This is a genomic window from Aeromonas sp. HMWF016, from assembly GCF_963878195.1.
Lineage (GTDB): Bacteria > Pseudomonadota > Gammaproteobacteria > Enterobacterales > Aeromonadaceae > Aeromonas > Aeromonas lacus.
Map to the genome: position 1 here is coordinate 75,060 of NZ_CAWNWX010000114.1, position 26,366 is coordinate 101,425.

Annotated in this window: 14 protein-coding genes, 5 tRNA genes, 1 pseudogene and 2 riboswitches; of the genes and pseudogenes, 5 read left to right on the top strand and 15 right to left on the bottom strand. The window is 60.7% G+C overall.

Annotated elements, in window-relative coordinates; all coding sequences use genetic code 11:
• A pseudogene (locus AACS24_RS22015) lies at positions 1-1,105 on the bottom strand (ABC transporter permease); the annotation flags it as partial.
• 36 nt (positions 1,106-1,141) lie between these two features.
• Positions 1,142-1,837, bottom strand: a complete 696-nt coding sequence (locus AACS24_RS19970; protein WP_108571771.1) for an ABC transporter ATP-binding protein — start codon at positions 1,835-1,837, stop codon at positions 1,142-1,144.
• 56 nt (positions 1,838-1,893) lie between these two features.
• On the opposite strand from AACS24_RS19970, the gene AACS24_RS19975 reads away from it, so the two are divergent.
• Positions 1,894-2,505: an arylesterase gene (locus AACS24_RS19975; RefSeq protein ID WP_108571772.1), complete on the top strand. Its 612-nt coding sequence runs from the start codon at positions 1,894-1,896 to the stop codon at positions 2,503-2,505.
• A gap of 89 nt (positions 2,506-2,594) precedes the next feature.
• On the opposite strand, the gene AACS24_RS19980 is transcribed toward AACS24_RS19975, so the two are convergent.
• Positions 2,595-3,539, bottom strand: coding sequence for a chemotaxis protein CheV (locus tag AACS24_RS19980; RefSeq protein WP_033112748.1), 945 nt, complete (start codon positions 3,537-3,539; stop codon positions 2,595-2,597).
• A gap of 140 nt (positions 3,540-3,679) precedes the next feature.
• Entirely contained in the window at positions 3,680-6,706 is a 3,027-nt protein-coding gene (locus tag AACS24_RS19985; protein WP_181364240.1) for a glycosyl hydrolase family 18 protein, read from the bottom strand.
• A gap of 116 nt (positions 6,707-6,822) precedes the next feature.
• Positions 6,823-6,911, bottom strand: a riboswitch (cyclic di-GMP riboswitch).
• Between the two features lie 295 nt (positions 6,912-7,206).
• Here AACS24_RS19985 and AACS24_RS19990 point away from each other — a divergent pair.
• Positions 7,207-9,393 (top strand): ExeM/NucH family extracellular endonuclease, encoded by a 2,187-nt coding sequence (locus tag AACS24_RS19990; protein ID WP_108571773.1) that lies wholly within the window; start codon positions 7,207-7,209, stop codon positions 9,391-9,393.
• A 168-nt stretch (positions 9,394-9,561) separates the two neighbouring features.
• Here the strand turns inward: AACS24_RS19990 and AACS24_RS19995 are convergent.
• The 9 genes from AACS24_RS19995 to AACS24_RS20035 all read right to left on the bottom strand — a co-directional run bounded on the left by AACS24_RS19995 (position 9,562) and on the right by AACS24_RS20035 (position 22,369).
• Positions 9,562-9,637, bottom strand: a tRNA-Ala gene (locus tag AACS24_RS19995).
• A gap of 34 nt (positions 9,638-9,671) precedes the next feature.
• Positions 9,672-9,747: transfer RNA gene (locus tag AACS24_RS20000), tRNA-Ala, on the bottom strand.
• Between the two features lie 48 nt (positions 9,748-9,795).
• A tRNA-Ala gene (locus AACS24_RS20005) sits at positions 9,796-9,871 on the bottom strand.
• A gap of 63 nt (positions 9,872-9,934) precedes the next feature.
• Positions 9,935-10,010, bottom strand: a tRNA-Ala gene (locus AACS24_RS20010).
• A gap of 28 nt (positions 10,011-10,038) precedes the next feature.
• Positions 10,039-10,114, bottom strand: a tRNA-Ala gene (locus AACS24_RS20015).
• 736 nt (positions 10,115-10,850) lie between these two features.
• Positions 10,851-12,767, bottom strand: a complete 1,917-nt coding sequence (locus AACS24_RS20020; RefSeq protein ID WP_108571774.1) for a glycoside hydrolase family 19 protein — start codon at positions 12,765-12,767, stop codon at positions 10,851-10,853.
• A gap of 79 nt (positions 12,768-12,846) precedes the next feature.
• Positions 12,847-15,828 carry a M66 family metalloprotease gene (locus AACS24_RS20025; RefSeq protein ID WP_108571775.1) on the bottom strand — a complete coding sequence of 994 codons (2,982 nt, stop codon included), beginning with the start codon at positions 15,826-15,828 and terminating at the stop codon, positions 12,847-12,849.
• A gap of 72 nt (positions 15,829-15,900) precedes the next feature.
• Positions 15,901-18,501, bottom strand: coding sequence for a glycosyl hydrolase family 18 protein (locus AACS24_RS20030; protein WP_108571776.1), 2,601 nt, complete (start codon positions 18,499-18,501; stop codon positions 15,901-15,903).
• A gap of 106 nt (positions 18,502-18,607) precedes the next feature.
• Positions 18,608-18,695, bottom strand: a riboswitch (cyclic di-GMP riboswitch).
• Positions 18,696-18,895: 200 nt separating this feature from the next.
• Positions 18,896-22,369, bottom strand: a complete 3,474-nt coding sequence (locus tag AACS24_RS20035) for a hybrid sensor histidine kinase/response regulator (protein WP_108571784.1) — start codon at positions 22,367-22,369, stop codon at positions 18,896-18,898.
• A gap of 217 nt (positions 22,370-22,586) precedes the next feature.
• Here AACS24_RS20035 and AACS24_RS20040 point away from each other — a divergent pair, with 217 nt between their 5' ends.
• Genes AACS24_RS20040 through AACS24_RS20050 form a run of 3 tightly spaced genes read left to right on the top strand, consistent with a single transcriptional unit; the run spans position 22,587 to position 24,576 of the window.
• A complete protein-coding gene (locus AACS24_RS20040) occupies positions 22,587-23,135 on the top strand; it encodes a DUF2975 domain-containing protein (RefSeq protein ID WP_108571777.1) in 549 nt (182 codons plus the stop codon).
• Between the two features lie 7 nt (positions 23,136-23,142).
• Entirely contained in the window at positions 23,143-23,352 is a 210-nt protein-coding gene (locus tag AACS24_RS20045) for a helix-turn-helix domain-containing protein (protein WP_033112641.1), read from the top strand.
• A 6-nt stretch (positions 23,353-23,358) separates the two neighbouring features.
• On the top strand, positions 23,359-24,576 hold the full coding sequence (locus AACS24_RS20050) for a hypothetical protein (RefSeq protein WP_108571778.1): 1,218 nt from the start codon (positions 23,359-23,361) through the stop codon (positions 24,574-24,576).
• Between the two features lie 76 nt (positions 24,577-24,652).
• Here the strand turns inward: AACS24_RS20050 and AACS24_RS20055 are convergent, their stop codons facing one another.
• Complete coding sequence (locus AACS24_RS20055; protein WP_108571779.1) at positions 24,653-25,807, bottom strand: 3-phenylpropionate MFS transporter; 1,155 nt, start codon at positions 25,805-25,807, stop codon at positions 24,653-24,655.
• A gap of 371 nt (positions 25,808-26,178) precedes the next feature.
• A partial coding sequence (locus AACS24_RS20060) for a hypothetical protein (protein ID WP_181364241.1) occupies positions 26,179-26,366 on the bottom strand: 188 nt, incomplete at its 5' end.

The window sequence follows — 26,366 nt, forward strand, 5'->3', positions numbered from 1 at the left end:
GCGGCGGCACTTTCAACAGCCGCAGGAAGGGGATAAAGGCAAGCAGCAGGGTGATAAAGAGGGCAACCGCCACACCCAGAGCAAAGGGGCGCCAGGAGGGGGGCGGCAGATCCGGGGGCAGCAACTCGCCCAGCAGTTGCAGGGTGAACCACTGCATGATGGTGCCCGCCACCAGCCCCAGCAGGGCGCCGATCAGGGTCAGCGACAGCAACAGCCCACTCATCAGTTGCCACAGACTGGTGCGCGATGCCCCCAACGTCTTGAGCAGGGCCACCATATTGGTCTGGCGCTCGGCAAAGTGACGTACCGCTATACCCATCGCCAGCGCGCCCAGCAACACGCCGCAGAGTGACGCCAGCCTGAAGAAGCGCTCGGCATTGACCAGCGAGCGGCCCACCTGGGATTCACTGTCATCGGGGGTGATCCACTTCTGCCCCGCCTGCAGCTGAGGAACCAGCCAGCGTTCATAGCGGGCAAGCGCCTCTCGCGACCCTTTGAAGAGATAGCGCCACTGCTGACGACTGCCCGGCAGCAGGGCGCCGGTCGCCTCGATGTCGGCACTGTGGATCAGCGCCCGCGGCGCCAGCAGGAAGGGGCTGAAGCCCTGATCGGGCTCCTCGCCAAGCAGACCTGCCACCTTGAGCACCGTATTGCCCACCTCCAGCTCATCCCCCACCTTGGCCGTCAGCAACTGCATTACCCGGGCGGAGAGCCAGATTTCACCGGGGGCAGGAGTCCGTGCCGGGGTCAGCTCCAGCTTGCCGTAGAAGGGAAAAGCGTCGGGCACCGCCCGGATTGAGGCGAGCTGCAGCGCATCGCCGTGAAACAGCATGCTGTTGAAACTGACCGTGGTCTGCAACGCCAGACCATCTTTTTGTGCCTGCAGCAACCAGCCATCCGGAACCGCAGTGGCGGTGCGCAGCACCCGATCCGCCCCGATAAAGTCGCGTCCCGATGCCTTGAGCCCCGCCTCCAGCCGATCTGCCACCAGCGCCACGCTGAGCACACAGGCCACACTCAGGGCCAGCGCCAGCACAAACCAGCGCAGCTCGCCGCTCCATCCTTCCCGGCGCAGCAGTCGCCATCCCAATCGCCACTGCATCATCCCTGACCACCTCCGCTCACTCGCCAGCCTTTTGCGTTACACCACAGCATGACTCACCTCGCGCTCCAGCCTGCCTGCAGTCATCACCAGCTGACGCTGGCACCGGCTGGCCAGTTCACGGTCATGGGTCACCACCACCAGAGTGGTGCCGTGCTTGCGGTTGAGTTCAAACAGCAGCTCGATCACCTTGTCACCGGTCTTGCTGTCGAGGTTGCCGGTCGGTTCGTCCGCCAGCAGCAGGCTGGGGCGGGTCATGAAGGCGCGGGCGATGGCCACCCGCTGCTGCTCGCCACCGGAGAGGCGTGGCGGCATATGGTGCAGACGTTCGCCAAGCCCTACCGCCGCCAGCAGTTCACGGGCTCTTGGCTCACAATCCCGCTCACCGCGCAGCTCGGCGGGAAGCATCACGTTCTCGAGCGCCGTCATGGTAGGGAGCAGCAGGAATGACTGGAAGACAAAGCCGATCTGCTCGGCGCGCAATCTGGCCCGCCCCTCCTCATCCAGCTCGCCGAGGGACTTGCCGAGAATTTCGATGGAGCCAAGACTCGGCAGATCGAGCCCGGCCAGCAATCCGAGCAGAGTAGACTTGCCTGACCCGGAGGCGCCGACCAGTGCCACCGTCTCGCCGCTATTGACTTGCAGATCGATCCCTTCAAGGATGGTGAGGCTTTCTTGGCCGAGGCTGACCGATTTGCCGAGGCCCTTGACGACAATAATGGGGGTTGAACTCATGCTCGATATCCTTTGTCCCAATCCCTTGATGGCAATCCATAGCGGGAGTTGAATTGATGGTGCGAATTCTGTTTGTCTTGCTCGTTGGCCTCGGCAGCCTGCTCTCATCCGCTCAGGCGCAAACCCTGCTGGTGCTCGGCGACAGCCTGAGCGCCGGTTATCAGATGCAGGAGAAGCAGAGCTGGCCAGCCCTGCTTGAACAAAAATGGCAGAACGAGGGGGGCGAGCACACCCTCATCAATGCCAGCGTCAGCGGTGAGACCACCCAGGGAGGGCTGGAACGTCTGCACGCCCTGCTGGAGCAGCATCAGCCAAACTGGCTGCTGATCGAACTGGGGGGCAACGATGGCCTGCGCGGCTTTGCCCCTGCCATCACCCGCCAGAATCTGGCCAGCATGATTGCCCTTGCCAAAGAGAAGCAGATTCAGGTCGTGCTGACCCAGATCCAGCTGCCCCGCAACTACGGTGCCCGCTATCTGCGCCAGTTCGAGCAGATCTTCCCGGAGCTCGCCGAGGCCAACAAGCTGCCCCTGCTCCCCTTCTTCATGGATGATATTGCGCTGCGCCCTGAACTTATGATGAACGATGGCATTCACCCCACCCCGGCGGCGCAACCGCAGATCCGCGATAAGGTGGCCCGCTTCATGGAACCGTTGATGAACCGCTGACACTTCGGCAATCGCTGTATGTATACGACGACAGATAAGCAAACATCCCGCCGAGGCGGGATGTTTTTCATTGCAAGCGGTGTGGCTGGTTACTTTTCCAGTACCTGACGCAGCCGCTCCTGCGCCACGCCGACCAGCAGGTCGGGCTGGAATTTGGAGATAAAGCGGTCACACCCCACCTTCTTGACCATAGCTTCGTTGAAGTTGCCGCTCAGGGAGGTGTTGAGAGTAATGAAAAGATCGGCCATGCGCGGATCGCTGCGCACTTCGTGGGTCAGGCGGTAGCCATCCATCTCCGGCATCTCAGCATCGGTGATCATCAACAGGATCTCGTTGGTAACCTTCTTGCCGGCATCGCACCACCCCTTGAGCAGGGTCAGCGCCTGCAAGCCATCCTGACACTCGATAACCTCGAGCCCCAGCTGCCCCAGCGTCTCGCGCACCTGATTGCGAGCAGTGCTGGAGTCATCGACGATAAGCACCTTGCGGCCATGCATCTCGGGCAGAATATCCCGATCCAGCACCTCTTCGGAGATGCTGATGTCGTAGGTAATGATCTCCGCCAGCACCTTCTCCACGTCGATGATCTCGACAATCTGATCCACCCCGTCTTCCGGGATGCGGGTAATGGCGGTGAGATAGTTGGCGCGCCCGGCCGAGCGCGGCGGCGGCAGGATATCCTTCCAGGTCATGTTGACGATGTTGGCTACCTGCCCCACCAGAAAACCCTGAATGGTGCGGTTGTATTCGGTGATGATGAGGTTGGATTCGCTGTCGACCGGCATGGGACGCATACCGATGGCGCTGCGCAGATTGATCACCGGGATCGAGGTGCCGCGGATATTGGCTACCCCGCTGATATTGTGATGAGAGCCCGGCATCTTGTTGAGGTGCGGCAGCTTGACCACCTCTCGCACCTTGAAGACGTTGATGGCAAACATCTGGCGGGTGCCGAGACGGAACATCAACAACTCCAGGCGGTTTTCCCCTACCAACTGGGTTCGTTGATCAACTGAATCCAATATACTCGCCATATGCTGACATCCATCTGATTATTAATCGACTTCTATTATAGAGGCTGCCTGCCAGGAAAGGCAGACGCATTTTCAACCAGATCGACCATGCAGATAAAAAAAGTGAGGCCTAAGCCTCACTTATCTCCTTGATTTAAAAATCAATAACTGCAGACAGACTTCCAGCTGCCATCGGTGACCTTGGGTTCACTGCTGGTCCACCAGTTGGCCTGCCACACCACCTTGTTGTGGGTGATGCGATCGCCTGCGTTGGCATGATCCCCTTGCGGCCAGGTCGGATAAGCCTTGTAGGCTGCCGGATTGATGTTCTGGCTGCTGCAGGTCGCACCGCCCTCACCACCGCCCGAACCCAGTACGGCCTCCGGCAGGGTCGGGAACTCGGCCTTGAGACCCGCGGTCTGGCTGCCACTGATGATGCGGATGCCACTCGGCACACCGGCTGCCGGCAGATAGTAGGTCATCGCCACTTCCACATCGGTACCCGGCGTCCATGCTTTCCAGGTCGGCAGCGTCAGAGCCACCTTGTGGAAATCCTTCTCGTTGGCAATCCCGTCGGAGTTCTGGTTGCCGCCGCTCTCCACCACTTTCAGCCCCATCCCGCTCTGATCGGTGATGGTGTCAGAGGTAGAGGTAGGCACCAGGAACTCGATGCGGGCGCCGCCCGGAATGGTCTGGGTCGAGTTGTTGGTGAGCTTCAGGGTCGGGTTGATCGGATAGTTGGAATCACCCTCCTTGAAACCGGAGAGGCTCACCGCGATGTCGAGCTGGGCCGCCGGAGCCGCCAGATCGTTCTGCTTGGTGTTGTACTTGGTCGCCTTAGCGAACTTGTCGTAGGCGAGCGTGGTCAGGGTATCCCCCATGCCGTACTCTTTTTTCACCGGATCGTAGGCGTAGTCACCCGCCATCTCCCAGAACATCACGCCACCCAGACCACGATTGACGATGTAGTCAAGCTTGTGACCCATGGACTCCTCATCCTCGGTGGAGAGAAACACCTTCTTCTCTTCGTTCCACAGCCAGGGGGCATGGGCCTTGTCGTCGTAGTAACGGACATACTTGCCCTGCATCACGTGGGCCGGATTGTTGGGATCCAGACCCCAGGCCTGACCGTAGCTCGGCATGGTGGTGATCCCCAAATCGGCTGCGTGCTCCAGGTTCTTGGCATGCCACATGGGGACGGCGCCACCGCCGATCTCCTTGCCGTTCTTGTCCAGATCGTGCCAGATGTTGTCGATACCGACCGCACCGTTACCGCACGGAATAGTGCCGCCACCGGTACCCGGCTGACAATCGCTCTGGCTCGGCAGTGCTGCCTTGCCACCCAGACCGTGAGTGCCACCGCTGACCCCCTGCCAACCACGGGTGTAGTAAGGCACGCCCACGTTGATCTTGCCGGCCGCCAATGCGCCACGGAAGTAGTGGGCAGACCAGGCCGCGTTGAGGTAGCCGATACCGCCAAACTGGCTCTGGGTATAAACGCCCCAGTGGGCAAGTTCGGCATCCGCCTTATTGTCAAACAGGGCGGCGTTGTGACCGACAAAGTGGTTCCAGGCACCGTGGAAGTCGTAGGTCATCAGGTTGACGTAGTCGAGGTACTGGGTGACCTGGAAGTTCTCCATGCCGCGCAGCAGATAAGCCGAAGCCGGCGAGGCGATGGTCAGCATGTACTTGCGGCCATCCTCGCTGCCCGCCGTATCCAGCTTGCTGCGCAGGGTTTGCATCATCACCTTGTAGTTGGCAAACAGCTTGCCGCGGCACTGGTTGGAGAGCGGGAAGTCGTTGGGGTTGCCCGCATCCTTCATGGAGGTGGGGTATTCGTAGTCGATATCGACCCCGTCAAAACCGTACTGACGGATAAAGCTCACCGCCGAGCTGGCAAGCGCATTGATGCCGTCGGTATTGACCGAGCAATCGCCCTTGGTGGTGGCGGTGTAGAAGCCGCGCGTATCGGCCCAGCCCCCGACTGAGATCAGGGTCTTCACGTCCGGATACTGCTTCTTGAACTTCGACAGCAGGTTGAAGTGGCCCTTGTAGGCGAACTCCGGATCCATCTCGGCACCCGGCACGCCATCCCAGGTCATCTTGGTCGCCGAGTCATCCACCTTGATGGTGTGGCTCTGCTCGTCCACCGCTGCGAAGGCGTAGTTGATGTGGGTGATCTTGCTCCAGGGGATATCGCTCACCAGATAGGCGGGCAGGCCATTCTTGCCGGTGCGCCAGGAGGTGAAGTAGCCGATGACCCGGCGAGCATGGTCATCACCCATGCACTCGTAGCCATCCGGGCGGTAGATCTGGCGGATATCGCAGGAGAGGTTGCCGCCGGACGGCGGCAGTGCGGCCTCCTCGACAGTGACGCTCACTGCCGCTGACTCGCCTACCAGATTGCTCTTGTCAGTGGCAACCAGCTTGAGGGAGGCACTGCCTTTGGCATCGGGCGTCCAGTTGACCTGCCAGGGGGCGGCATTGTCTTCCCCTACCTTCTTGCCATCGACAAACAGCTCGACTTTGGCCACATCGTTGTTGGCATCAGTGACGTTGCCGCTCACCGCCACGCTGCGACCCAGCGTTACCTTGGCACCACTGGCCGGGCTGCTGATGCTCACCTTGGGCGCCTCTGGTGCTACCACGGCGGCAACGTTGAAGCTCGAATCCGCCTCGCTCAGTACCTTGCCATCCTTATCCAGCGCCCGCGCTTTCAGGGCGTGAGCCCCAACGCCTGCGGCACTCCAGCTGGCGCCCCAGGGCGAGGCGCTGGCCGTGGCCGCGAGTTTGCCGTCGATAAGGTATTCCACCCGGGCCAGCGCAGTGACCGGGCCACTCAGGGTCACCGCCAGCGCCACGCTGGCCCCTTCGTTGAAGCTGGCACCGGCAGCCGGCGAGCTGACGGCCACACCGAGCGCCGGTGGCGGTACTTCGCCGCCGTAGAGCTTCCAGGCATCCGCCCAGACCACACCGACACCGGGTTCATAGTGATAGGGTGATGCCCCGCACCAGCCCGAGTAGGGGAACTCTTTGCATTCATAGAGGGCGCCGGCATTGCTGACGATGTCACCGGCTTTGTAGGCGGTACCGGCCTTGTAGGCAGGATAGGCTGCCTGCGCCCAGGCGGGCATGGCAGAGATGGCCACCAGCACGGCAAGCCGGCTGGGCCTCAGGAACTGTTGCATATTGTTATCTTCCTTGTTTTGTCTTGGCATTGGTGACCAAGGCAAAGCACAAGCGCAACCTGCATGAAGGGAGGGAGACTACCGGCCATGGACTTGCCGCACACTGCCTCTTCACCCAGGGAAACCCCGCTATCTGGATCATTATCTGATCGAAAGACCGGAGGTATTGCGTCCCGGCATTTCAACCGGTTTGCCCTTTACCTGGGTTCCGTGAGGAACAAACCGAGTATAGAAAGCATGCAGCCGAGTCTCAATCTTCATTCTCGGAGAAAAATATGTGGTTGCCAGCAGGATCACACTTTCCCACCACGACAGCAGTTAAGTATTTTGTCAGTAATTTCAAAGTGTTAGCCAAGTCAAAAAACACCAACGCGAGCTCATTTGTATCCCTATAATGTGCGTTGGCTCACTGGTGTGACATGCCAGAAATGTGACAATGCGCGCCCTTGGTCAACGACCAGGACTATGGAAACACTGGCAAAAATAAAAAAGGAACTCTTATGAAAGGTACTCGCACCCTGCTGTCGCTGGCCGTGGGGCTGGCCCTCACTGCCCCCGGCGCCCACGCCGCCTTCGTCTGCCCCGCAGATCCGGCGCAACTCACCCCGATCCCGACCATTCAGGGAACAGGATCAGGGAGCCCATTTGCTACCGACACGGTGACCGATAAAAACGGCAACATTACGGGAAAAATCAGTCCGGGTACCTTCATGGTACGCGGTGTCGTCACCACCCTCGGCCAGAGCCTGACCAAAGGCTTCTATCTGACTGATCCGGCGGGAGATGGCAACCCGGCCACCTCGGATGGCATCTTCGTCTATCTCAATGACAGCAAACTTGCGGCCAACTACCCGACCCTCAAACCGGGGGCAGAAGTTTGCCTCGAAGCCAGGGTCGAGGAGTACTACGGCGGCACCCAGCTCAAACCCACCTTCGAGGCCAACAAGGCCCGCCTGCAGGTCACAGCGCAGGGGCTGACGGTGCCAACCAGCGTATTGCAGGTCAATGAAGGGGAGACGCTGGCGCAGGCGCTCAATCGCCACGAAGGGATGCGGGTACGGCTCGACAGCAGCAGCGATCTCCACCTGACCCGCAACTACGGTTTCGACTACAAGGTTTATCGCAACAACGTCGAGCTCTCCCACAAGGCGCCACTGCTCAAGCCGACCCAGATCCATGTTGCCAGCAGTCCGGCAGCGGTCGCTCTGGCCGCCAAAAATGGCAGCAACCGGCTGGTGGTCGAGTCTGATTACAAGGCGCCGGATGGCGTACTGCCCTGGTTCCCGGGCTGGGATGCCGATCAGGGCTATCTGCGTATCGGTGATCAACTGACCGGGCTGGAGGGGGTCATCGTCTACAACAAGGATGCCTTCCGTCTGGTGGTACCGAACGATGTCACCCTGAGCGCCGGCGCCCTGCTGCGTACACCGGAAGATGACCGCCAGCCGGCCCCCGCCCGGGCCCGTGGCAGCAATCTGCGGATCGGCAGCTTCAACGTGCTCAACTACTTCACCAGCCACTCCAGCATTGGCGGCGCGCTCAACGTGCTGTGCAAAGATCAGGCGGATGCCGACAACGCCAAAGGGTGCAACCGCGGCGCCAAGAGCCAGGCCGACTTCGAGAAGCAGCGCACCAAGATCGTCAACGCCATCACCGAGATGGATGCCGATCTGCTCGGCCTGATGGAGATGGAGAACAACGGCTTTGGCGACAACTCTGCCATCAACAATCTGGTGACCCGTCTCAACGAGCAGCAGAAGGATGCGAGCAAGCACTACGCCTATGTCCGGCTGCCGGCGAGCTTCCTCACCAGCGACAAATTCTTCGGTGGCGACGCCATCATGGTGGCCATGATCTATCGCCCGGCCCTGCTCACCCCGGCCAGCGAGGCAAACGTCATCCGCATGCCAGAGCAGCGCTATACCACGGGTGGCGTGGCCAAAACCGCCGGCCAGCGCGATTCACTGGTGCAGAGCTTTACCGTCGCGGGCAGCAAAAATCCGCTGACGCTGGTGGTCAACCACCTCAAGTCCAAGGGCTCGGGCTGCTATGAAAACGGCGATGGCAAGACCGAGCCGGCCGACCTGCAGGGCAAGTGTACCGAGTTCCGCGTGAGCGCGGCCAAGGTGCTGGGTGAAGCCGTCAGCAAGCTGCCGGGACAGGTGCTGCTGGTGGGTGACTTCAACTCCTACGCCAAGGAAGATCCAATCCGGGTGCTGACCGATTACAACCCTGCTGCCAGCGAGCGCAAGATTGTTTCGGCCTCCCATACCTTTATCGGTGACCAGTCCTATGAACAGCTCGGTCGCGAGGTGACTCGCAGCTATGGCCTGATCGATCTCAACGTCAAGTTCAACAAGGAGAAAGCCATCTCCTACAGCTATGACAGCGAACTCGGTACCCTCGACTATGCCCTTGCCAATCCGGCGCTGGCCAGCAAGGTGGTGAATGTGGCCGACTGGCACATCAACTCCTTCGAGAGCAACCTGTTCGAGTACGGCAACCAGTACACCGGCACCCTGCTGAAATCGGACAATCCGTTCAGCGCCTCCGACCACGACCCCATCATCGTCGATCTGAAAATGAAGGGTAATGCCGGCAAACCGGACCACGGCTCCAGTGGCGGTGGTGCACTGGGGCTCGGCCTGCTGGCCCTGCTGCCGCTGGCCTGGCGCCGTCGGCGCTAACCGGCAACCCGCTTGAAAGTAGCCAAAAGCCCGCGATACCCGCGGGCTTTGCTGTTTTGGCCATTTGATTTGCAAATGAAAGGCTGGAAAGTATGGGGAAAATAAATACCTGAGAAAACAAAAAGGCCACCGCAATGCGGTGGCCTTTTCTACTTTCTTTACGAAAGATGGTGGAGCTACGCGGGATCGAACCGCGGACCTCTTGCATGCCATGCAAGCGCTCTCCCAGCTGAGCTATAACCCCGATGTGTGTGAATGACTTCCAGTCACTCTGAATTTGGTGGAGCTACGCGGGATCGAACCGCGGACCTCTTGCATGCCATGCAAGCGCTCTCCCAGCTGAGCTATAACCCCAAATTCGGCACTGAATGAATGGTTCTGGCGGCCATTCATCCTCAATAATGGTGGAGCTACGCGGGATCGAACCGCGGACCTCTTGCATGCCATGCAAGCGCTCTCCCAGCTGAGCTATAACCCCACAAAGGTCGGCCTGGGTGATACACACCGCACTGCCCTGGGTACTTCATTTCAATCAGGAACCTGGTGGAGCTACGCGGGATCGAACCGCGGACCTCTTGCATGCCATGCAAGCGCTCTCCCAGCTGAGCTATAACCCCTTTGATTCCAGATTGTTCGAGGAGAATTTGGTGGAGCTACGCGGGATCGAACCGCGGACCTCTTGCATGCCATGCAAGCGCTCTCCCAGCTGAGCTATAACCCCAACTCACCTCGGCGCTGACGAAGTTATCTCCGGCAACGGAGGCGCATGATAGGCATCACCCGCTTCAGTGTCAACCCTAAAATCACCCCGATTGGCGCGTTTAATCAAAATTGCAGCAAGTCGTTGTTTTTATCGACTAAATGCCCGCAATCCCGCTGTTTAACCAGCGCTTTGGCGTGCTGGTCGCAACACCACAGCCTCGGCCGTCACTCACCCAATCATGACTGCAGGAGAGGCCGCTCTACGAGATGGCAAGGCCGAAGCGCTCAGCAGGGGGCGGTTCACGAAAGCCTTTCCATAAAGAGGATTGAATTTGAAAACCCTTTCCATGATTTATGTAAATTTACAACATGCAAAGTTGATCTGGCTCACAAATAGCCATAGGATCAAACCGTGACCCAGGTCACACAAAGCAACAAACCAACAGAGATATGAGGTGAAACCATGTTCGAGAATCTGGCAGTTCTGTTCCACCTGCGCGGTGCAACCAGAAAAAGCGGTGTAGTCGAGAAAGATACCTACGCTCCGTCCACCCGTGAATACTACTTCCGCTACGGCAAGTAATTGCTGAAAGCCTTTCACGGAAAACGTAATAAAACTACAACACACATCATCACACAGCCCTCTCGAGGCGCTGTCCTGTCCGGGCCAGATGTTCCACGGCCAAACCTGAACTCCACCAAACAAGAATGGGGCCCGCAGGCCCCATCTTTTATTGCTTCGGCTTAATGCCGGATCACAACTTGATCCAGGCATCGGCCCAGGCCGTGCCCTTGCCCGGCTCATAAGCCCAGGCGGCACCGGCACACCAGCCGGTGTAGGGGTGCGGTTTGCACTCGTAACTGGCACCGCCGTTGCTGACCCGCTCGCCCGCCTTGTAGGGAGTCCCCTCTTTATAGGCCGGATAGTCAGGCGGCGTTACGCCCCCCTCCTCTCCTTTCACCAGCAGGCTATGGGTGGTGCTGCGGCTCAGATTACCTTCATCTGTGACCGTCAGTTTGATGTCCAGCTTGGTATCGCTGGCCGGCTTGGGCAAAGTCAACTCCAAAGTGACCTGATCCAGTGCCGGGGCAGAGGCACCTGCCGGAATAGTCCAGGCATAGGAGAGCGGCTTGCCTTCCGGATCGCTGGAGTGCTGGCCGGAGAGGGTCACCTTGCTGCCGCCTTCGGCCTGCGCCGGGCCAGTGATATTGGCCACCGGCGGCAGGTTGGTGCCACCGCCGTTATCCTCAATCACCACCTCCGGATAGAAGTGCTGAACGCAGCGGCTGTAATCCCCCTCCTTGAAGGCGCTGAAACGGGTCTGGTAACCCACCAGCTTGCACGCGTAACTCTTGCCGCCGTTGGGGTTCTCTGCCACATAGCTCCAGTCCTGCTCCCAGTAGATGGGCAGGGCACCGGCGCCCTTGTCGTCAAACACCTTCATGTTCTTGCAACCCAGTACCTCATCGGATGGCACCGCCACCCCGAGGTAGTTGGCAAACTCGCGGTAGTAGTTGATGCGGTTCTGGGACTGGGCGTGCTCGACCGGGCCACCGCACTCCACCCCACCATTGATGATCTGGGTGGTGACCCCGAAGCCCGGCACCAGACCGTTCTGCTTGTCATGGTCATTCGGCTGCCAGGTGCCATCAATGACGTGCAGCATGGAGGGCTTAGGCGGCTGCGGATAGGTATAGAAGAACACCGCACTGGCCAGGTTCAGCCAGGTGTCGGCCACCAGATCGGGGCGGTCGAGCAGGGTGCGAACCGTACCGAACATCGCCTCGGAGAAGGGGCCGTAGTTGTAGTTGTAGGAGAGCTGCTTGGCGCCGCGGCCAAAGTAGCTCTTGAACTCGCCATTGTCGAACGTACCGCACGGCCACTGCTGACCCTGCCACACATCGGGACGGCACTCGGCGTTGTAACCACCGCGCATGGTCTCATTCCATCCCATCTCGCGCACGTAGACCAGCGCCTGACGCCACTCGGCTTCCGGGCGCCAGTTTTCATGGCCGCCAGTCTCCTGGGCGAAGTGGGCGAACATGGTCGCCAGGGTCTTGCGGCAGATGGCATCGGCATCGCGGCCATCGCTGTAGTCGCTGCACAGGGCCGGGAACTTGGCCGCAGCCTGCAGCAGGCCACGATAGGTGTACTCGGGGGCGCGCAGCGGGAAGAGGTAGTTGAACTGGCTCTCGCTCAGCAGGCTTTCGACCCGCTTGACGTTGCCCGGGTTGTCGGCACGGCCCGGCTGCACCGCCTCGACCACCAGATTGTCACGGGTAGCGATGGAGGCCTTGACCGCTTCCATCGCCGGGAAGTCGGTCAGCGCCTTCTCTTTGGCATCCAGCTCGGCCTGGCTCATATAGACGGGGGTAGTGCTGCCATCCGGCGGGGTTGGCGTCGGCGGATTGGGCTTGTCATCGCCGCCGTTGTCCGGCGGGGTCACCCCCCCTTCGCCGATCAGCTTCCACGGGGTATCCCACTCGTTGGCGGCCGCCATGCCCGGAGTCTGACCCGGGTTGACCCACCACTTGGCCTCGAAAACCTGGCCGTTGTAATTGACCTGGCTCCCGCCCGGGTAGGATTTGTTGATGTCGTATGCCTCGGCAGCCCACAGGTGGCCGCTCAGCATCAAGCCGGCAAGCAGAAGGGTGATGCGATTTTTTTTCATTATGTTTGCTCTCTGTCTAGGTTTTAAGCAGAAAAGGTGGGGCCTCATAAGACCCCACCACCATCATAGGGATCTCGGCTTAACGGCAGCTTGCCGCCCCGACATCCAGCCAGACGCCGTGCTTGCCCGGCTCGTTACCCTGAGTCCACCACCTGGCCTGCCACTGACGGCCGTTGTGGTTGGTCAGCTCCCCGCCGTTGTAGGCAACAGCGGCACTCCACCCCAGATCAACCTGACTCGCCAGCGCCCACTGATCGGCACTGCGGCTCGGCGCATTGCCCTGAGTCCAGTACTTGGCACGCCATACCAGCTGGTTGTGGCTCACCTTGTCACCGCCGTTGTAGACCTTACTGGCCTGCCATGCGGGAACATTGGCCGCTTCCGGGTCGGTGGTGTTGCAAGAGCCGTCGACCACGGGATCCAGCGTAAGCACTACGCGCCCTTCGCTCTGGTGTACCCCGTCCGAGACACTCACACTCAGCTCATGCTGCTCGCTGGTGGTGACAGCCGGCGGTAACAGACGCAAGTTGGCACTGGTCTCGCCTTCTGCCTGCCAGCCTGCCGGGAAGTGCCAGCGGTAGCTCAGCGCATCGCCCTCGGGATCGCTCACCTCGGCAGTGATGGTCAGCCACTCACCGCCGACGCCGCCGAGCTGCGCCGGTACGGTCACCACCGGAGGCTGGTTCTCAACCACGCCCTGCTCCAGCGGCCGCCCGTTGACGGTAAAGGAGAGGGTCTGCTGCGGTGGCAACAAGCTCTGCTGTACCAGTGTCTGACCACGGCACTGGATGGTGGCGCGGCCGGGCTCGCTGGCGGTGGGCAGGTTGATGTGGAACTTGTTCATGACGCTGCTGGCCGCCCGGTGATTGGCCAATCTGAAGCGCTGCAGACCATCGCGGGTCTCCACCTGCAACTGGCAGTCACTGCCGGACAGGGTGCTGCTGTCATCCGGGTAGGTGAAGCCGTAGGCGCCGTGCAGAGCCGGATAGATGTAGCTGGGCAGACTACCCTGCGGGTCGTAATAACCCACCAGGGTGGTCACCGGCACCCCGAACTGCTCGGGTTTGCGCGCAACCTTGGTATCGATGGGGGAGACCTCCACCCAGCTCTGGCCATCCGAGGTGAAGCTCTTCTTGAAGCCCCGGTTCACCAGAATCTCCTTGCCGTTGATAAAGAGGCGACTGTTGTAACCGGCCCCGTGATCGATGGTCAGACTGCGCCCACGGTTGTCCGCAGAGGCAACCGGCACCCGGATATCACGGGTCCAGCGACCATCCCACATGGCGACCCTGACCAAGTCATAATCCGCCAGCAGGGCACTCAGTCCGGCCTCGCTCAGGGCATCCATGGGGGCATCGACCTTCTCGATCCCCTCGACCGTGTGCTGATAGGGCTCCATCCTGGCCGTCGCACTGTTCCACTTGCTAAAGCCGGTGGCCGAGTTGGCATCGAACACCGCCTTGCTCTCCAGAAAACGCTGGATGATGGCGGCCGAATTGGGGGTATAGAGGGTGAAACGGTTGGCGCCGGAGAGGGGGCTGCCGCCCGCCATCGCATCGTAGCCAAACTTGCGTCCATCGAACGGTGGCTGGCACTGGTCATCCAGACAGGCATCCTCATTGGTGCGGGTCGGCGAGAAGTTGGGGATGAAACGGTGTTTGTCACTGTCCCAGCCCCAGCTGGAGTTGAGCTGATCGGCACTGCGATGAACCGAGCCACGGAAACCATCCACATAGTGGCCAAGGCCGAAGTTATGGCCCACTTCGTGGCTGAACTCGTTGCCAAGGGAGCTATCCAGCGTGACGATGCCACCGCCACCGGAACCTCCGTGCACCTGAACCCCATTGGCATACTTACCGCGGCTGTTGTGCGCCGTCAGCTGGGCCACCACAAAGGGATGGCTTCCCTCCCCTTCACCGGCACTACTGTTGATGCCGTAGTTGGCATTGTCGATACCGTGGGAGATGAGCTCCTTGCCGATACGCTGACGCATGGTGCCGCCATGCCAACCCCCTTCGCTCGGGTCAAAATCGGTCAGCAAGGTGCCATTGGGCAGCATCACCTCAGGCAGGGAGAGCGGCGCATACTGACTGACGATCAACCGGCTGGCCGGGATGGTCTGGAAGTATTCGCGATGGGCCTCCTTGTCATTGGCAAAGGCAAAGCGATCCCGTGGCGTGGTGAGCATGCCGATGTCAATGGTGTGCAGCAGCAGCTCGCCGGGGGCGCCGACCCTGATGTCACGCAGTTCACCCGTGAGATTGCCCTGACGAATGGAGAGGTTCAGCCCGGGCTGGATCCACTCGGCGGGCAGCTCACCGCTCCAGGTATCCGGGGCATAGGTGATGCGGTTATTCTCCAGCTCCCCCTCGCGGAACCACTGCCCCTTGGCAAACTTGAACTGCAGGGTCTGGCCACGGGAGATCGTCACCTGCCGCTCGCCATAGAAGATCGTCGAGTTGTAGCCGGCGCTGGAGCGCAAGCGCACCATCTTGCCCTCCAGCTCCGGGCTCACGGGCAGGTAGATATCCCGAACCCAGCGGCCGTCAGCGGTCTGGATCTCCACCAGCGCGCGACCGGTCAGCCGCTCCTTGAGGAAGGCGCCGCTCTTGTCGCTCAGTTTGGCCAAATCAGCACTGCTGCTGATGACGGCAGTGCTGCCGCTCTCCGGGACGAAGCTCACCCCACCTTCGGGAACCCCCGCGAGGTGGTAGACCGTCTCGGGCAGTGCCGATGGCGGTGACAAGGTCAGGGTGCCAAGCAGCTTGCCGCGGCCGTCGCGGGCCTCCACAGCCATGGGAGTCACCCCATCTGCCTGGAGCGGTTGCACCAGCAGCAGGCTCTTGCGCAGGCTGGTCAGGATGGGTTGGCGATCCCCCTCCTTGGGATGGGACGGCAGGATCTGGCTCTGGGCAAACTGCACTCTGGCAGCCAGGCTGCCCGCCAGATCACTTTGCGGTGTCGTGTCATTGAATATCAGGGGCGCGCTGCCAGCAGACAAAGGGGCTGCCGCCAGCGTCGCCATAATGAGGCCGGCTATCGGGGTCATGTATGTAGTCATTTATTTTCTCGTGTTGATGGCTACCGGGAAGGAGGGGCATGTCGCCATGCCCCTGTCATCAATCGGGAGGTATTACTTGCAGCTGGCGGCGCCGACATCCTGCCAGACCGCAGCCTTGCCGGGCTCATCACCACGGGTCCAGTACTGGGCCTTCCACTGGCGACCGTTGTGGTTGGTCAGGTCACCGCTGTTGTAGGCGACATTGGCATCCCACCCCAGTTGCACCTTGCTCAACAGCGTCCACTGATCGGCAGTGCGGCTCGGTTCGTTGCCCTGAGTCCAGTACTTGGCCTGCCACACCAGCTGGTTGTGGCTCACCTTGTCACCGCCGTTGTAGACCTTGCTCGCCTGCCAGGCAGGCCAGTTGGCGGCATCCGGATCGGTGGCCGAGCAACCGCCACCGCCGCTGACCGGCTTGACCGTCAGACGGGTGGCGGCACTGGCATCCAGCGCACCGTCGGAGACGGTGAGGCTCAGGTCATAGGCGGTATCGCTGGTGACGTTCGGGCCGGTGACGACCAGGGTGGCACTGTTCTGACCGCTGGCGGTGAGGCCGGCCGGTACAGTCCACTGATAGGTGAGCGGATCACCGTTCGGGTCAGATGCGGTCGCCTTGAGGGTCACCTGCTTGCCGGACTCCACGGAAGCGGTAGCCGGCAGGCTCACCAGTGGCGGCAGGTTGGGCTGCGGCGCCTTGTTGGTGACCACTACCTGATCGCGGGCGGTGAGGTTGTGGTCGTCGGTCACTGCCAGCTCGAACACCAGATTGATGTCGGCGGACACGGCGTCCAGCACCACACGGGCCTTGGCCTGAGTGGCATCCAGCAGAGCAGCCTGTGGGCCAGAGACCTGCTTCCAGCTATAGGTGAGAGCGCCATTTTCCGGGTCGTGAGACGCGGAGCCGTTCAGCGTCACCTCGGTCGGGCCGGTGACACTCAGATCGCTGCCCGCGTTGGCCACCGGCGGCTTGTTGGCTGGCGGAGTGGTTCCCTCGCCGTGACCCAATCCCTCGTGCATGGCATTGAGGATGTCGCCGTTGTCGGCATCGATCTCCCAGGAGAAGAGGCCACCCAGCTTGTTGGCCAGCACATACTGCCCCTTGGCCTTGACCGAGCGGTCGTTGTCATAGGTGATGAGATCGCCGGTCGAAGCCTTGAACAGATAGGGAGCCTCGGCCACATCGTCGTAGCTCTTCTCCCAGCCGCTGCCCATGCGGTTGTTGACGATGTCACGGTAATCGACCACGCCATCCTCCCAGGTGCCTTTCACCTTGCCGGTCGCCTTGCCGGTGAAGGGGTTGTTGCCCTGATAGCCGCTCACGCCAGTCCAGCCACGGCCATACATGGCGGCACCGACCACCAGCTTGCCGGGGTCAACCCCTTGCGCCAGCATCAGGTTGACCGCTTTGTCGGTGGTGTACTTGGTGTTGGGATCCCAGCTCGCCGCGTAGAGGTTGGTCTGGTGACCCAGCTCGGTATTGCTCCAGGCGCCGTTGTAGTCATAGGTCATCATGAAGATGTGGCTCATGTACTGCTGGACCGCGCGGTAATCGACATCTTCAATCTTGTCGTAACCGGCGCCGACAGCGGAGGTGAGCTCATACTTGCGACCAGTCTGCGATTCCAGCTCGTCGAGCATGGCGCGCAGCTCCTTCATCAGGGTCACATAGGTTGCGCCATCGCTCGGGCTGCCCAGTTTCGGGTTGGCGCCCTGTCCGCCCGGATACTCCCAGTCGATGTCCACGCCATCGAAGAATTTCCAGGTCTGCAGGAACTCTTTGACCGAGGCGACGAAGGTATCGCGCTTGCTCTTGTCGCCGAGGAAGTAGAAGGGATCGGAGAGGGTCCAGCCGCCGACAGAGGGGAGGATCTTGAGGTCGGGGTAGGCCTGCTTGAGCGCCATCAGGGCGCCGAAGTTGCCCTTGTAGGGCTCGTCATAGGCGGTCAGGCCGCTTTGCGGCATCTGGACGGCAGCCCAGGGATCGTGGATCGCCACCTTGAAGTCGGCCCGGCCGGCACAGGCTCTCTGCAGTGCCTGGAAGCTGTTGCCGTTCTCGATCTCCTTGAGGCTGTCATTGATGCCATCCCCGCCGCAGATGGGGGTAAAGCCGTAGAGGATGTGAGTCAGGTTCTGGGCCGGGATCTTGTCCACGGTGAACTTGCGCCCGTAGACGCCCCACTCCACGTAGTAGGTGCCGACCACCTTGCCGGACTTGTTGGCGTAGGGCTTGTTGTTCTCCTGCAGCGCAGCCTTGAGCGGCGCCAGGTGGCTGCCGTCGGTATCGGCGACCACTATCTCCTTCTTGTCGGAGAGAGTGCAGCCATCGGCATTGCATAGGGCCACCTGCATCTGGTAGCGGCCCCCCTTGTTCACCTTGAATTTGGCGGTGCCTGCCGCGGCGGCGGGGCCTGACCACACCTCCTTGCCATCGAGCAGCACCTTGGCGGTCTGGCCAACGTCACCGCTCCAGAGGTTCCAGCTCACCTCCACATCGGCGGCATCTTTCACTTTGACCAGATTGTTGTAGGAGGTTGCCGCCTGATCGACTTCGACAATGGCGAACTTGGTGGGGCCCCAGCCGATAGTGGGTTTACCGGGCGCAGCCGCATAGGCGGCAGAGGTACAGAAAAGACCGACCGCAAGGGCCAGCATGGTTGGTTTTGGACTTGGCATTTGTTGTATTTCCCTATTTCGTTATTGTTTGCAACGAAAAGGGCGACGCGCCTGACAGGTAACGCAGACAGCAGTGCTCCTCCTTGGCAAAAGGAGCGCAACAACCTGTGGTGGCCCCGCTATCTTAGGTACTGCTGACCCTTAGACCGGAAGCTTTGCGTCCCGGCCTTTCGACCGGTTTGCCCTTAACACACTTCATTCGCGACAAGAAAAATCGCACACCGACTATAGGGGGGCGATTTGCGAAGTGCTACCTAGTAAAAATGACAGGTGATGGGACTCGTTTCAGGGGAACTGGCTCGATATGGTGAGGATTATTCTGACATCAGCCTCTATCCTTCCCCTTTCGCGCCACTCCCCTCCCTCGAGCATTTGATTAATTTTGTGAGCTGGCTCACTGCACCGGCAACAACAAGCTGTTCATCAAGGCGCGCAGCTTGAGCGGTTTGACCGGCTTGCTGATGTAGCCGTATCCCCGCTCGCGGATCTGCGCCTGCAACTCGCTCTTGCGATCGGCGCTGATGATGATGCCCCCCAGCTCGTCACCACACGCCTGCTGCAGCGCGGCAATGGCCTCCAGCCCGGTCTTGCCGTCGTCGAGGTGATAGTCCGAGAGCACCAATCGCGGCACAAACCCTTCTGCCACCAGCGCCTCGGCATCGACCAGATCAACGGCGCAGCGCACCTCGCAGCCCCAACGTCCGAGCAGGGTGCTCATGGCGATCAGAATATCCCGTTCGTTGTCGATGCAGAGCACTCTGACCCCCTCCAGCTGGCTGTCACGCACCACTGGCGCCGCCAGCTGATGGGCCGTGACCGGCCGGGTGGCCAGATTGAGTGTCACCGCAAAGACCGATCCCTTGCCCGGCCAGCTCTGCAATGTGAGCTGGTGACCCAACACCAGCGAGATGCCGCGGGCAATGGCGAGCCCCAGACCCAGACCTTGCTCCTTGGCGGTGCGGGAGTGATCGAGGCGGGAGAACTCATCGAAGATCGCCTCCTGCTTGTCTTGCGGAATGCCGGGGCCGTTGTCCCACACTTCGATGCGGATCTTGCTCCCCAGCCTGCGACAGCCGAGCAACACCCGACCGCCCGGGTTGTAGCGAAACGCGTTGGTGAGGAAGTTCTGCAGCACCCGCCGCAGCAGCCGCACATCGCTGTGCACCGCCAGCTTGCTCTCCACCACCGAGAAGTGGATCCCCCCCGCCTGTGCCAGTACCCCGAACTCCGCCTTCAGGTTGTCGAACAGATCGTGCAGAGCGAAGTCGAGTTTCTTGGCCTTGAACTTGCCCGCCTCAAGGCGCGAGATATCGAGCAGATCGCTGATGAGATCCTCGGTCGCCCCCAGCGCATCGTCGATATGGCGGGCGATCCGGGCTGGCTCCTCTTCGGCAGGCAGCATCTCCAGCAGGGAGGAGGTAAAGAGCTTGGCCGCATTGAGGGGTTGGGTCAGATCGTGGCTGACCGCAGCCAGAAAACGGCTCTTGGATTGATTGGCCCGCTCCACCTGCTGGTTGACCAGCAGCAGCTGGCGGTTGAGCTCGGAGAGCTCGCGGGTACGCTCGGCGACCCGCGCCTCCAGATGTTCGTTCGCTTCGCGCAGCACCCGCTCGGCATCACGGAATGGCGTGATATCGGTAAAGGTCATGACAAAACCGCCTGCCGGCATGGGATTGCCCTGCATCTCGATCACCCGCCCATCGGGACGTTCCCGCGCCGAGATATGGGCACTGCCCCGTTTCATAAAAGCGACCCGGCGCGCCACATGCTCCTCGATATCGCCGGGGCCGCACAGCCCCTGCTGTGCGTTGTAGCGGATGATCTCCTCGATGGGGCGCCCCGCCTGGATAAGCCCGGGCGGATAGTGGAACAGCTCGATGTAGCGCCGGTTCCACGCCACCAGCTTGAGCTCCCGATCCACCACCGAAATCCCCTGCCCGATATGCTCGATCGCCCCTTGCAGCAGCCCGCGGTTGAAGCGAAACACGTCGGATGCCTCGTCCACTATGGTGGCGATCTCCTCGAGCTGCATGTTGCGCCCTTGCAGGGCAGAGGCAAGCACCAGCCGTGCCGACGAGGTGCCAAACACCCCTGCCAGCAGCCGCTCGGTGTGAGCAATCAGCTCGGCCGACGCCTGCATCTGCGGCGCCAGCGTGCCACCATGCTCACCGGCAAAGCGGCCAAAAGCACGCTTGACCCGGCTCGACCCGACGAAACGGGCCGCCAGCATCTCCAGCTCCTTCACCGAGACCCGCGCTTGATAGAGCGCCGTGGTATCGCGGCTCGGCTTGCCGACGAAGTTGGCCGCCTGCAACCGCTCGCTCACCGCCGGGCGGGAGAGCAGCGAGCCCGCCACATAGCCAAGCAGGTTGAAGAGCAGGCTCAGGAAGATGCACCAGGCCCCGAGGCTGAGATCGCGAAAAGCGGGCCAGTCGGGTGGCGCCAGCAACGCCTCCAGCGGCGAGCCGGCCAGCAAACCACTCTCCGCCAGCAGGGTGACAAACCAGAGACTTACGCCGAGGATCAGGCCAAGATAAACCCCCTTGCGGTTGCCGTGCCGCCAATAGAGACCGAGCAGCAGGGCCGGCGCAAACTGGGCCACCGCGCCAAATGAGAGATAGCCGATGCGCGACAAGCTGGTGAGATCGCCAAGCCAGAGGTAGAGCAACCAGGCCGCCAGCAGGATCAGCAGGATGGCGCCGCGGCGCACCTGCAGCAGCAACCGCACCAGCCGCTCGTCGCGCCCCTGGCGCCAGAAACGGCGCAGCAGCACCGGCAGCACCAGATCGTTGCTCACCATGATGGCCAGCGCGATGGTGCAGACGATCACCATGCCGGTGGCCGCCGAGGTACCGCCAAGGAAGGCGAGCATGGCGACCCCGTCAAAGCCAAGGGCCATCGGCAGGCTGATCACATAGGTGTCGGAGGCCATGTCCGCCCCCACCCACTGCTTGCCCGCCAGTGCCAGCGGCCAGATGAAGAGCCCCATCACGAACAGGTAGAGCGGGAAGATCCAGCGCGCCCAGTGCAGATCCTGCCCCTGATTGTTCTCCACCACTGTCACATGGAACTGACGTGGCAGACAGATAACCGCGCACATCGCCAGTACCGTATAGATGGCCAGCTCCAGCAGACTGCCGGGCGTCACCGCCATCACCGCATCGAAAAAGTGCCCCGCCACCTCGCTGCGTGCCGGGCTCGGCTTGCTCAGGATGAGCCAGAGGGCAAAGCCCCCCACCGAGATAAAGGCGAGCAGCTTCACTACCGACTCGAAGGCGATGGCTACCACCATCCCTCTGTGGTGCTCGGTGGCATCGAGATGGCGGGTGCCAAACAGGATGCTGAACAGCGCCAGCAGCATGGCGACCCCGAGCGCCAGTTCGGCGGTATTGCCCGATATGGCGCTGGCGTGCCCCGTCCCTGCGCTGTTGACCATCAGCAGATCGAGCCCGGTCACGATCGCTTTGAGCTGCAACACCAGGTAGGGAAGGATCCCCATGATAGCGATAAGGGCGATGAGCATGGCGAGGCGCTGGGATTTGCCGTAACGGGCAGCGATGAAGTCGGCAATGGAGGTGATATGTTCCCGCTTGGCCACCAGAATGAGGCGCGCCAGCAGTCGCCAGCCAAACAGAAAAACCAGCATGGGGCCGAGGTAGATAGGCACCGGCGACCAGGGCGATTCACTCGCCTGGCCCACGGTGCCGAAGAAGGTCCAGGAGGTGCAGTAGACCGCCAGCGACAGGCTGTAGAGCAGGGGCTGCCCCTTCATGCGATGCCGCTTGTACTTGTCCGCCACGAAGGCAATCAGAAACAGCAGCCCCAGATAGGAGAGCGACAATCCGATCAGCAACCATCCCTGGTGCATCTGCAACCCCTTGTCCATGTTGATAATTTGCATGCAGGTTCGGCCAGTCTAGAGAGGTGGCCGATAAAAGTCATCACCTTCAGACAGATTGGAATTATCGTTTTTCAATAAGTTTTGCCTTGACTGTATATCGCAAAACAATAAACATTGCCGCTATGAATATTGATAAACGATAAACTTTACCTTTCAGACAAAAACCATCACGGCGAGGAATGAGATGATATCCAACAAACTCGAACGCTCGAGCATGCTGATCGAATGGCTGCTGCTGCTGGCACTGCTGGCTACCCCTTTGATCACCTTGCTGGAGGTGTGGACCCCCTTCGGTGGCGCCGATTTGCTGCAGGAGAAGCTCAACACCATCCTGAGCCGTCCCGGCATCAACCCTGCAGACTATCCGCTGCACTTCTCCACCCGGCTGCTCGGCACCCTGGTGCAGTTGTTGCCTGATCTGGTCTTCATGATGATGCTCTGGCAACTGCGTCAGCTGTTTCGTGGCTACCGCCATGGCCTGCTCTTCACCTTCGAACAGATCCGCCGCTACCGGCAGATCGGGCTGCTGCTCTGTGCGCTCTTCGTGGTCGACCTGATCCATCCCCCCTTGCTGGATACGGTGCTCACCATGAGAGGCCCGGAAGTACTCGGTACCATAGCTCTGAGTACCTCCGATTTCCGGGTACTGCTGGCGGGACTTATCGTGCTGGCGCTGGCACTGGTCATGCGCGAGGCCAAACTGCTGGCCGATGAACAGCAACTGACGGTGTGAGGATCCCATGCCCATCATCATCCGGCTCGATGCTCTGCTGGCCGAACGCAAAATGACCGCTCGCGAACTGGCGCAGCGCATCGACATCACCGAAGCCAACCTCTCGATCCTCAAGAATGGCCACGCCAAGGCGGTGCGCTTCTCCACTCTGGAGGCCATCTGCCGCGAGCTCCAGTGCCAGCCCGGCGATCTGCTGGGCTACGAGCAGGAGCGCTAACCCCTTATGAGTCGTCATATCACCCTGTTTGCCCTGTGGCTGCTGCCGCTGTGGGCCTGCGCCAGCGATAACGCGAGCGGCCCCCGCTACCTTGTCGAACAGGGCGCCAGCGCCAATGTGCTGCAAGTGCGCCTTACTATGCAGGGCGAGCCCCCTTTTACCCTGCTCCCCGCCCGCCAGTTGCCGAGCAGTGCCGCGTCGGCTTCCCCCGCACTGGTCTGCCTTGCAGACAACCAGCCGGTTGCCCTCAACCAGCTCTTCTCCTGCAAAGAGGTTGGCTGGCAGATCACTCTCACTGCGGCTCCGGCACTGGGAGCGGATGCCTCGGCCCAACAGTCGTTGCTGTTTGCCTCTGACCAGTGGCTATTGACCGAGTGGGGTAACTTTGTGCGCCAGCAGGGGAGCCGCCAAGGAAAGGTGTGTCTGCCGGATGGCAGTTGCCAACCGTTGCCGGATATCAACCAGCCGCCGCTGATCCTGCCATTTGGTCTGCAAACTGTGCCCGTCACCAAGCCTGACCCGCGCTTGGTGCTGAGCCATGACGAGGCTGCGAATCAGCTCGATCTTCCGGCCTTGCAGCAGCAACTGAATGAGATCATCGACTATCTGGCCTTCCAGCTCGATGTGGATCCGCCCACTCACCCGTGGCAACTGGTGTGGCTCGGGCGGGATGTGGCGACCCGCTCCCTCGGCGGCGCCGCCGGGGATCAGATATTTGTCGCCAATTACCCCACCATGAATGGCAAGCCGACCCCTCAGGCCCCCCTGCGCCTGCTGCGCACTTCGGCCCACGAGGCAGTACATATACTCAGCGCTCGCCACTCGGCTCCACAACCCACTTGGGTCAACGAGAGCCTCGCCGAGTACCTCGCCATCAAGGCGCTGCGCCGCTTTCGGCTGCATCAGGTCACGGCGGTCAACGAGCTGGCCGAGCGGGGCAAACAGCTGCCTCATAGTGAGAGCGGCCTCTATCGGGCAGCTCGCGAGGTGATGGCTGGCGATCGCTCCTACTACCCGCTTTTTTACGTCAAGGGGAGCGCCTTCTGGGAGGCGCTGGAGCGGGAGCTGCAACACAATGACGTGACGCTGGCCCGACTGCTGCCCCAACTGGACTGGCTGCCGGATGGTCGCTTTGATGCCGCCTCCAATGAACTGCTTGCCGGCACCATCGGCTCGGACACCTGGCGCCGCCTCAGCCGCTACTATCTTGGCGAACCACAGTAACACCGCGAACCGCAGCAACGAAAAAGGGAGAGCCGTGGCTCTCCCTTTTCCAGGTGATGGTTCAGATAAACAGATATCAGGCTGGAGCCCTCTCCTGCGCAGAGGGCGCAAAGGGGCGCAGCCGCAGGAAGAACACCGGCAAGACCACCAGCACCATCAGGAAGAAGATGCCGCCGCCAAGTGGCTCGAACAGCACGCCGCAGAGTGCCATCAGAGCTGCCACCGTCATGCCAAGACCCAGCGCTGCGTAGAGGGACTGGGTCGGGATCAACTGCTCGGCCGGTAGCTGGCGGGTCATGAAGCGCACCGCCCCGAGATGGCTCACCCCGAAAGTGACCGCGTGGAGCAGCTGCCCCAGCACCAGTACCCACAGCTCGGTCGAAGCCCCCAGCAATACCCAGCGCACCACACAACCGATGGCTCCGGCGATAAAGAGGCTCTGCGCCCCGAATCGTTGCAGAAAGCGCTTGTCGGCGGCAAACATGCAGATCTCGGCCACCACCCCGATCGCCCAGAGGTAACCGATGATGGTGCCGCTATACCCTTGCGCCTTCCAGTAGATGGCGCTGAAACCGTAATAGGCAGCGTGGCTTCCCTGCAGCAGAGCGGTCAGCAACAGGAAGCGGCGCACCGACGCGCTGCGCAGGGTCGCCAGCAAGGATGCCTTGGCGCGCTCCCCCTGCACATCCTGTGGCGCGGGACTAAGTGGCAGCCAACTGAGCAGCAGCATCAGCACCAGCCCCGCCACCATGGTGTGCAAAATCCAGTCGCTCCCGAAGTTGCCCACCAACGCCCCCACCAGGGTAGAGGCAACGATAAAGGCAAACGAACCGCACAGCCGCACCTTGCCGTAGTCGATATGCGCCTGCACCACCATGCGGGTTGCCAGCGCCTCACCCACCGGCATCAGGGTCGGGTAGATAAAGTTGGCAATCAGAGTAAGTCCGACCAGCCACCAGAGGTGATGGCTGAGATAGAAGCCAAGGAAGGCGAGCAGGCTGAGCAGGCTGAGCAATCGAGTAACCGGCAGCAGATGGCCCGCCCCCTTGATCTGCCCCATCACCATCAGGTTGCCGGCAAAGCGGATCGCCATCCCCGCCCCCAGCAAAAGACCAATCATCTCGGCGCTGACGCCCACTCCCTCCAGCCAGAGCGACCAGAACGGCAAGTAAGCGCCGTAGACAAAATAGAAGGCGCCGAAAAAGAGCGCTAACCAGGAGAACGCGGGCATAGATCCTCTGCAACCGGATGACGGGAGCAGAATGATAACCCATCTGCCCCCACAGATCCCGATGGAAACCCCGCTAAGAAAACGAAAAAACTTCAACAAAATTGAACTATTACCGAAGAAGCAGGGTCTACTTGGTAACACCTCCTCCTGGTTAGTGTTGCAATCCTTCACCCGCCCATGGCGGGTTTCTTTTTTGTCCCCTAATCACTTTTTCTCATCACTTGGCTCTGCATCTCGTATTCAAATTTAAATCCATCCCCACAACGAAAAACTATCCGGATACAGCACATCCTATGGCTATCCTACAACTCAAGATAAAAAACACCGACATTAATCCGGTGTCAGGTGATAACTAGAAGGGGACAATTTTTTCAATTTACCTTGAATTCCTCAAATATGCCTGAATCGACATTAAATGTTTCGCTATGGTTTTCATCACAAAGTTGAGAGAAAACATTTTTTTTATATTCGTTACGCTCTTTTTTGTCAACCTTTAATCCCATCCTTTCTGATTCTAAAGTATGATCATTAAAATCACCTTGATAGAAAAATGAATACC

Bases quoted from the DNA above. Each gene is read 5' to 3' on its own strand.
- AACS24_RS20045 (WP_033112641.1), top strand. From the start codon at position 23,143: ATGCCCATCATCATCCGGCTCGATGCTCTGCTGGCCGAACGCAAAATG.
- AACS24_RS19985 (WP_181364240.1), bottom strand. From the start codon at position 6,706: ATGCAACAGTTCCTGAGGCCCAGCCGGCTTGCCGTGCTGGTGGCCATC.
- AACS24_RS20035 (WP_108571784.1), bottom strand. From the start codon at position 22,369: ATGCACCAGGGATGGTTGCTGATCGGATTGTCGCTCTCCTATCTGGGG.
- AACS24_RS20020 (WP_108571774.1), bottom strand. From the start codon at position 12,767: ATGAAAAAAAATCGCATCACCCTTCTGCTTGCCGGCTTGATGCTGAGC.
- AACS24_RS19990 (WP_108571773.1), top strand. From the start codon at position 7,207: ATGAAAGGTACTCGCACCCTGCTGTCGCTGGCCGTGGGGCTGGCCCTC.
- AACS24_RS20055 (WP_108571779.1), bottom strand. From the start codon at position 25,807: ATGCCCGCGTTCTCCTGGTTAGCGCTCTTTTTCGGCGCCTTCTATTTT.
- AACS24_RS19980 (WP_033112748.1), bottom strand. From the start codon at position 3,539: ATGGCGAGTATATTGGATTCAGTTGATCAACGAACCCAGTTGGTAGGG.
- AACS24_RS20050 (WP_108571778.1), top strand. From the start codon at position 23,359: ATGAGTCGTCATATCACCCTGTTTGCCCTGTGGCTGCTGCCGCTGTGG.
- AACS24_RS20040 (WP_108571777.1), top strand. From the start codon at position 22,587: ATGATATCCAACAAACTCGAACGCTCGAGCATGCTGATCGAATGGCTG.
- AACS24_RS19970 (WP_108571771.1), bottom strand. From the start codon at position 1,837: ATGAGTTCAACCCCCATTATTGTCGTCAAGGGCCTCGGCAAATCGGTC.
- AACS24_RS20025 (WP_108571775.1), bottom strand. From the start codon at position 15,828: ATGACTACATACATGACCCCGATAGCCGGCCTCATTATGGCGACGCTG.
- AACS24_RS19975 (WP_108571772.1), top strand. From the start codon at position 1,894: ATGGTGCGAATTCTGTTTGTCTTGCTCGTTGGCCTCGGCAGCCTGCTC.
- AACS24_RS20030 (WP_108571776.1), bottom strand. From the start codon at position 18,501: ATGCCAAGTCCAAAACCAACCATGCTGGCCCTTGCGGTCGGTCTTTTC.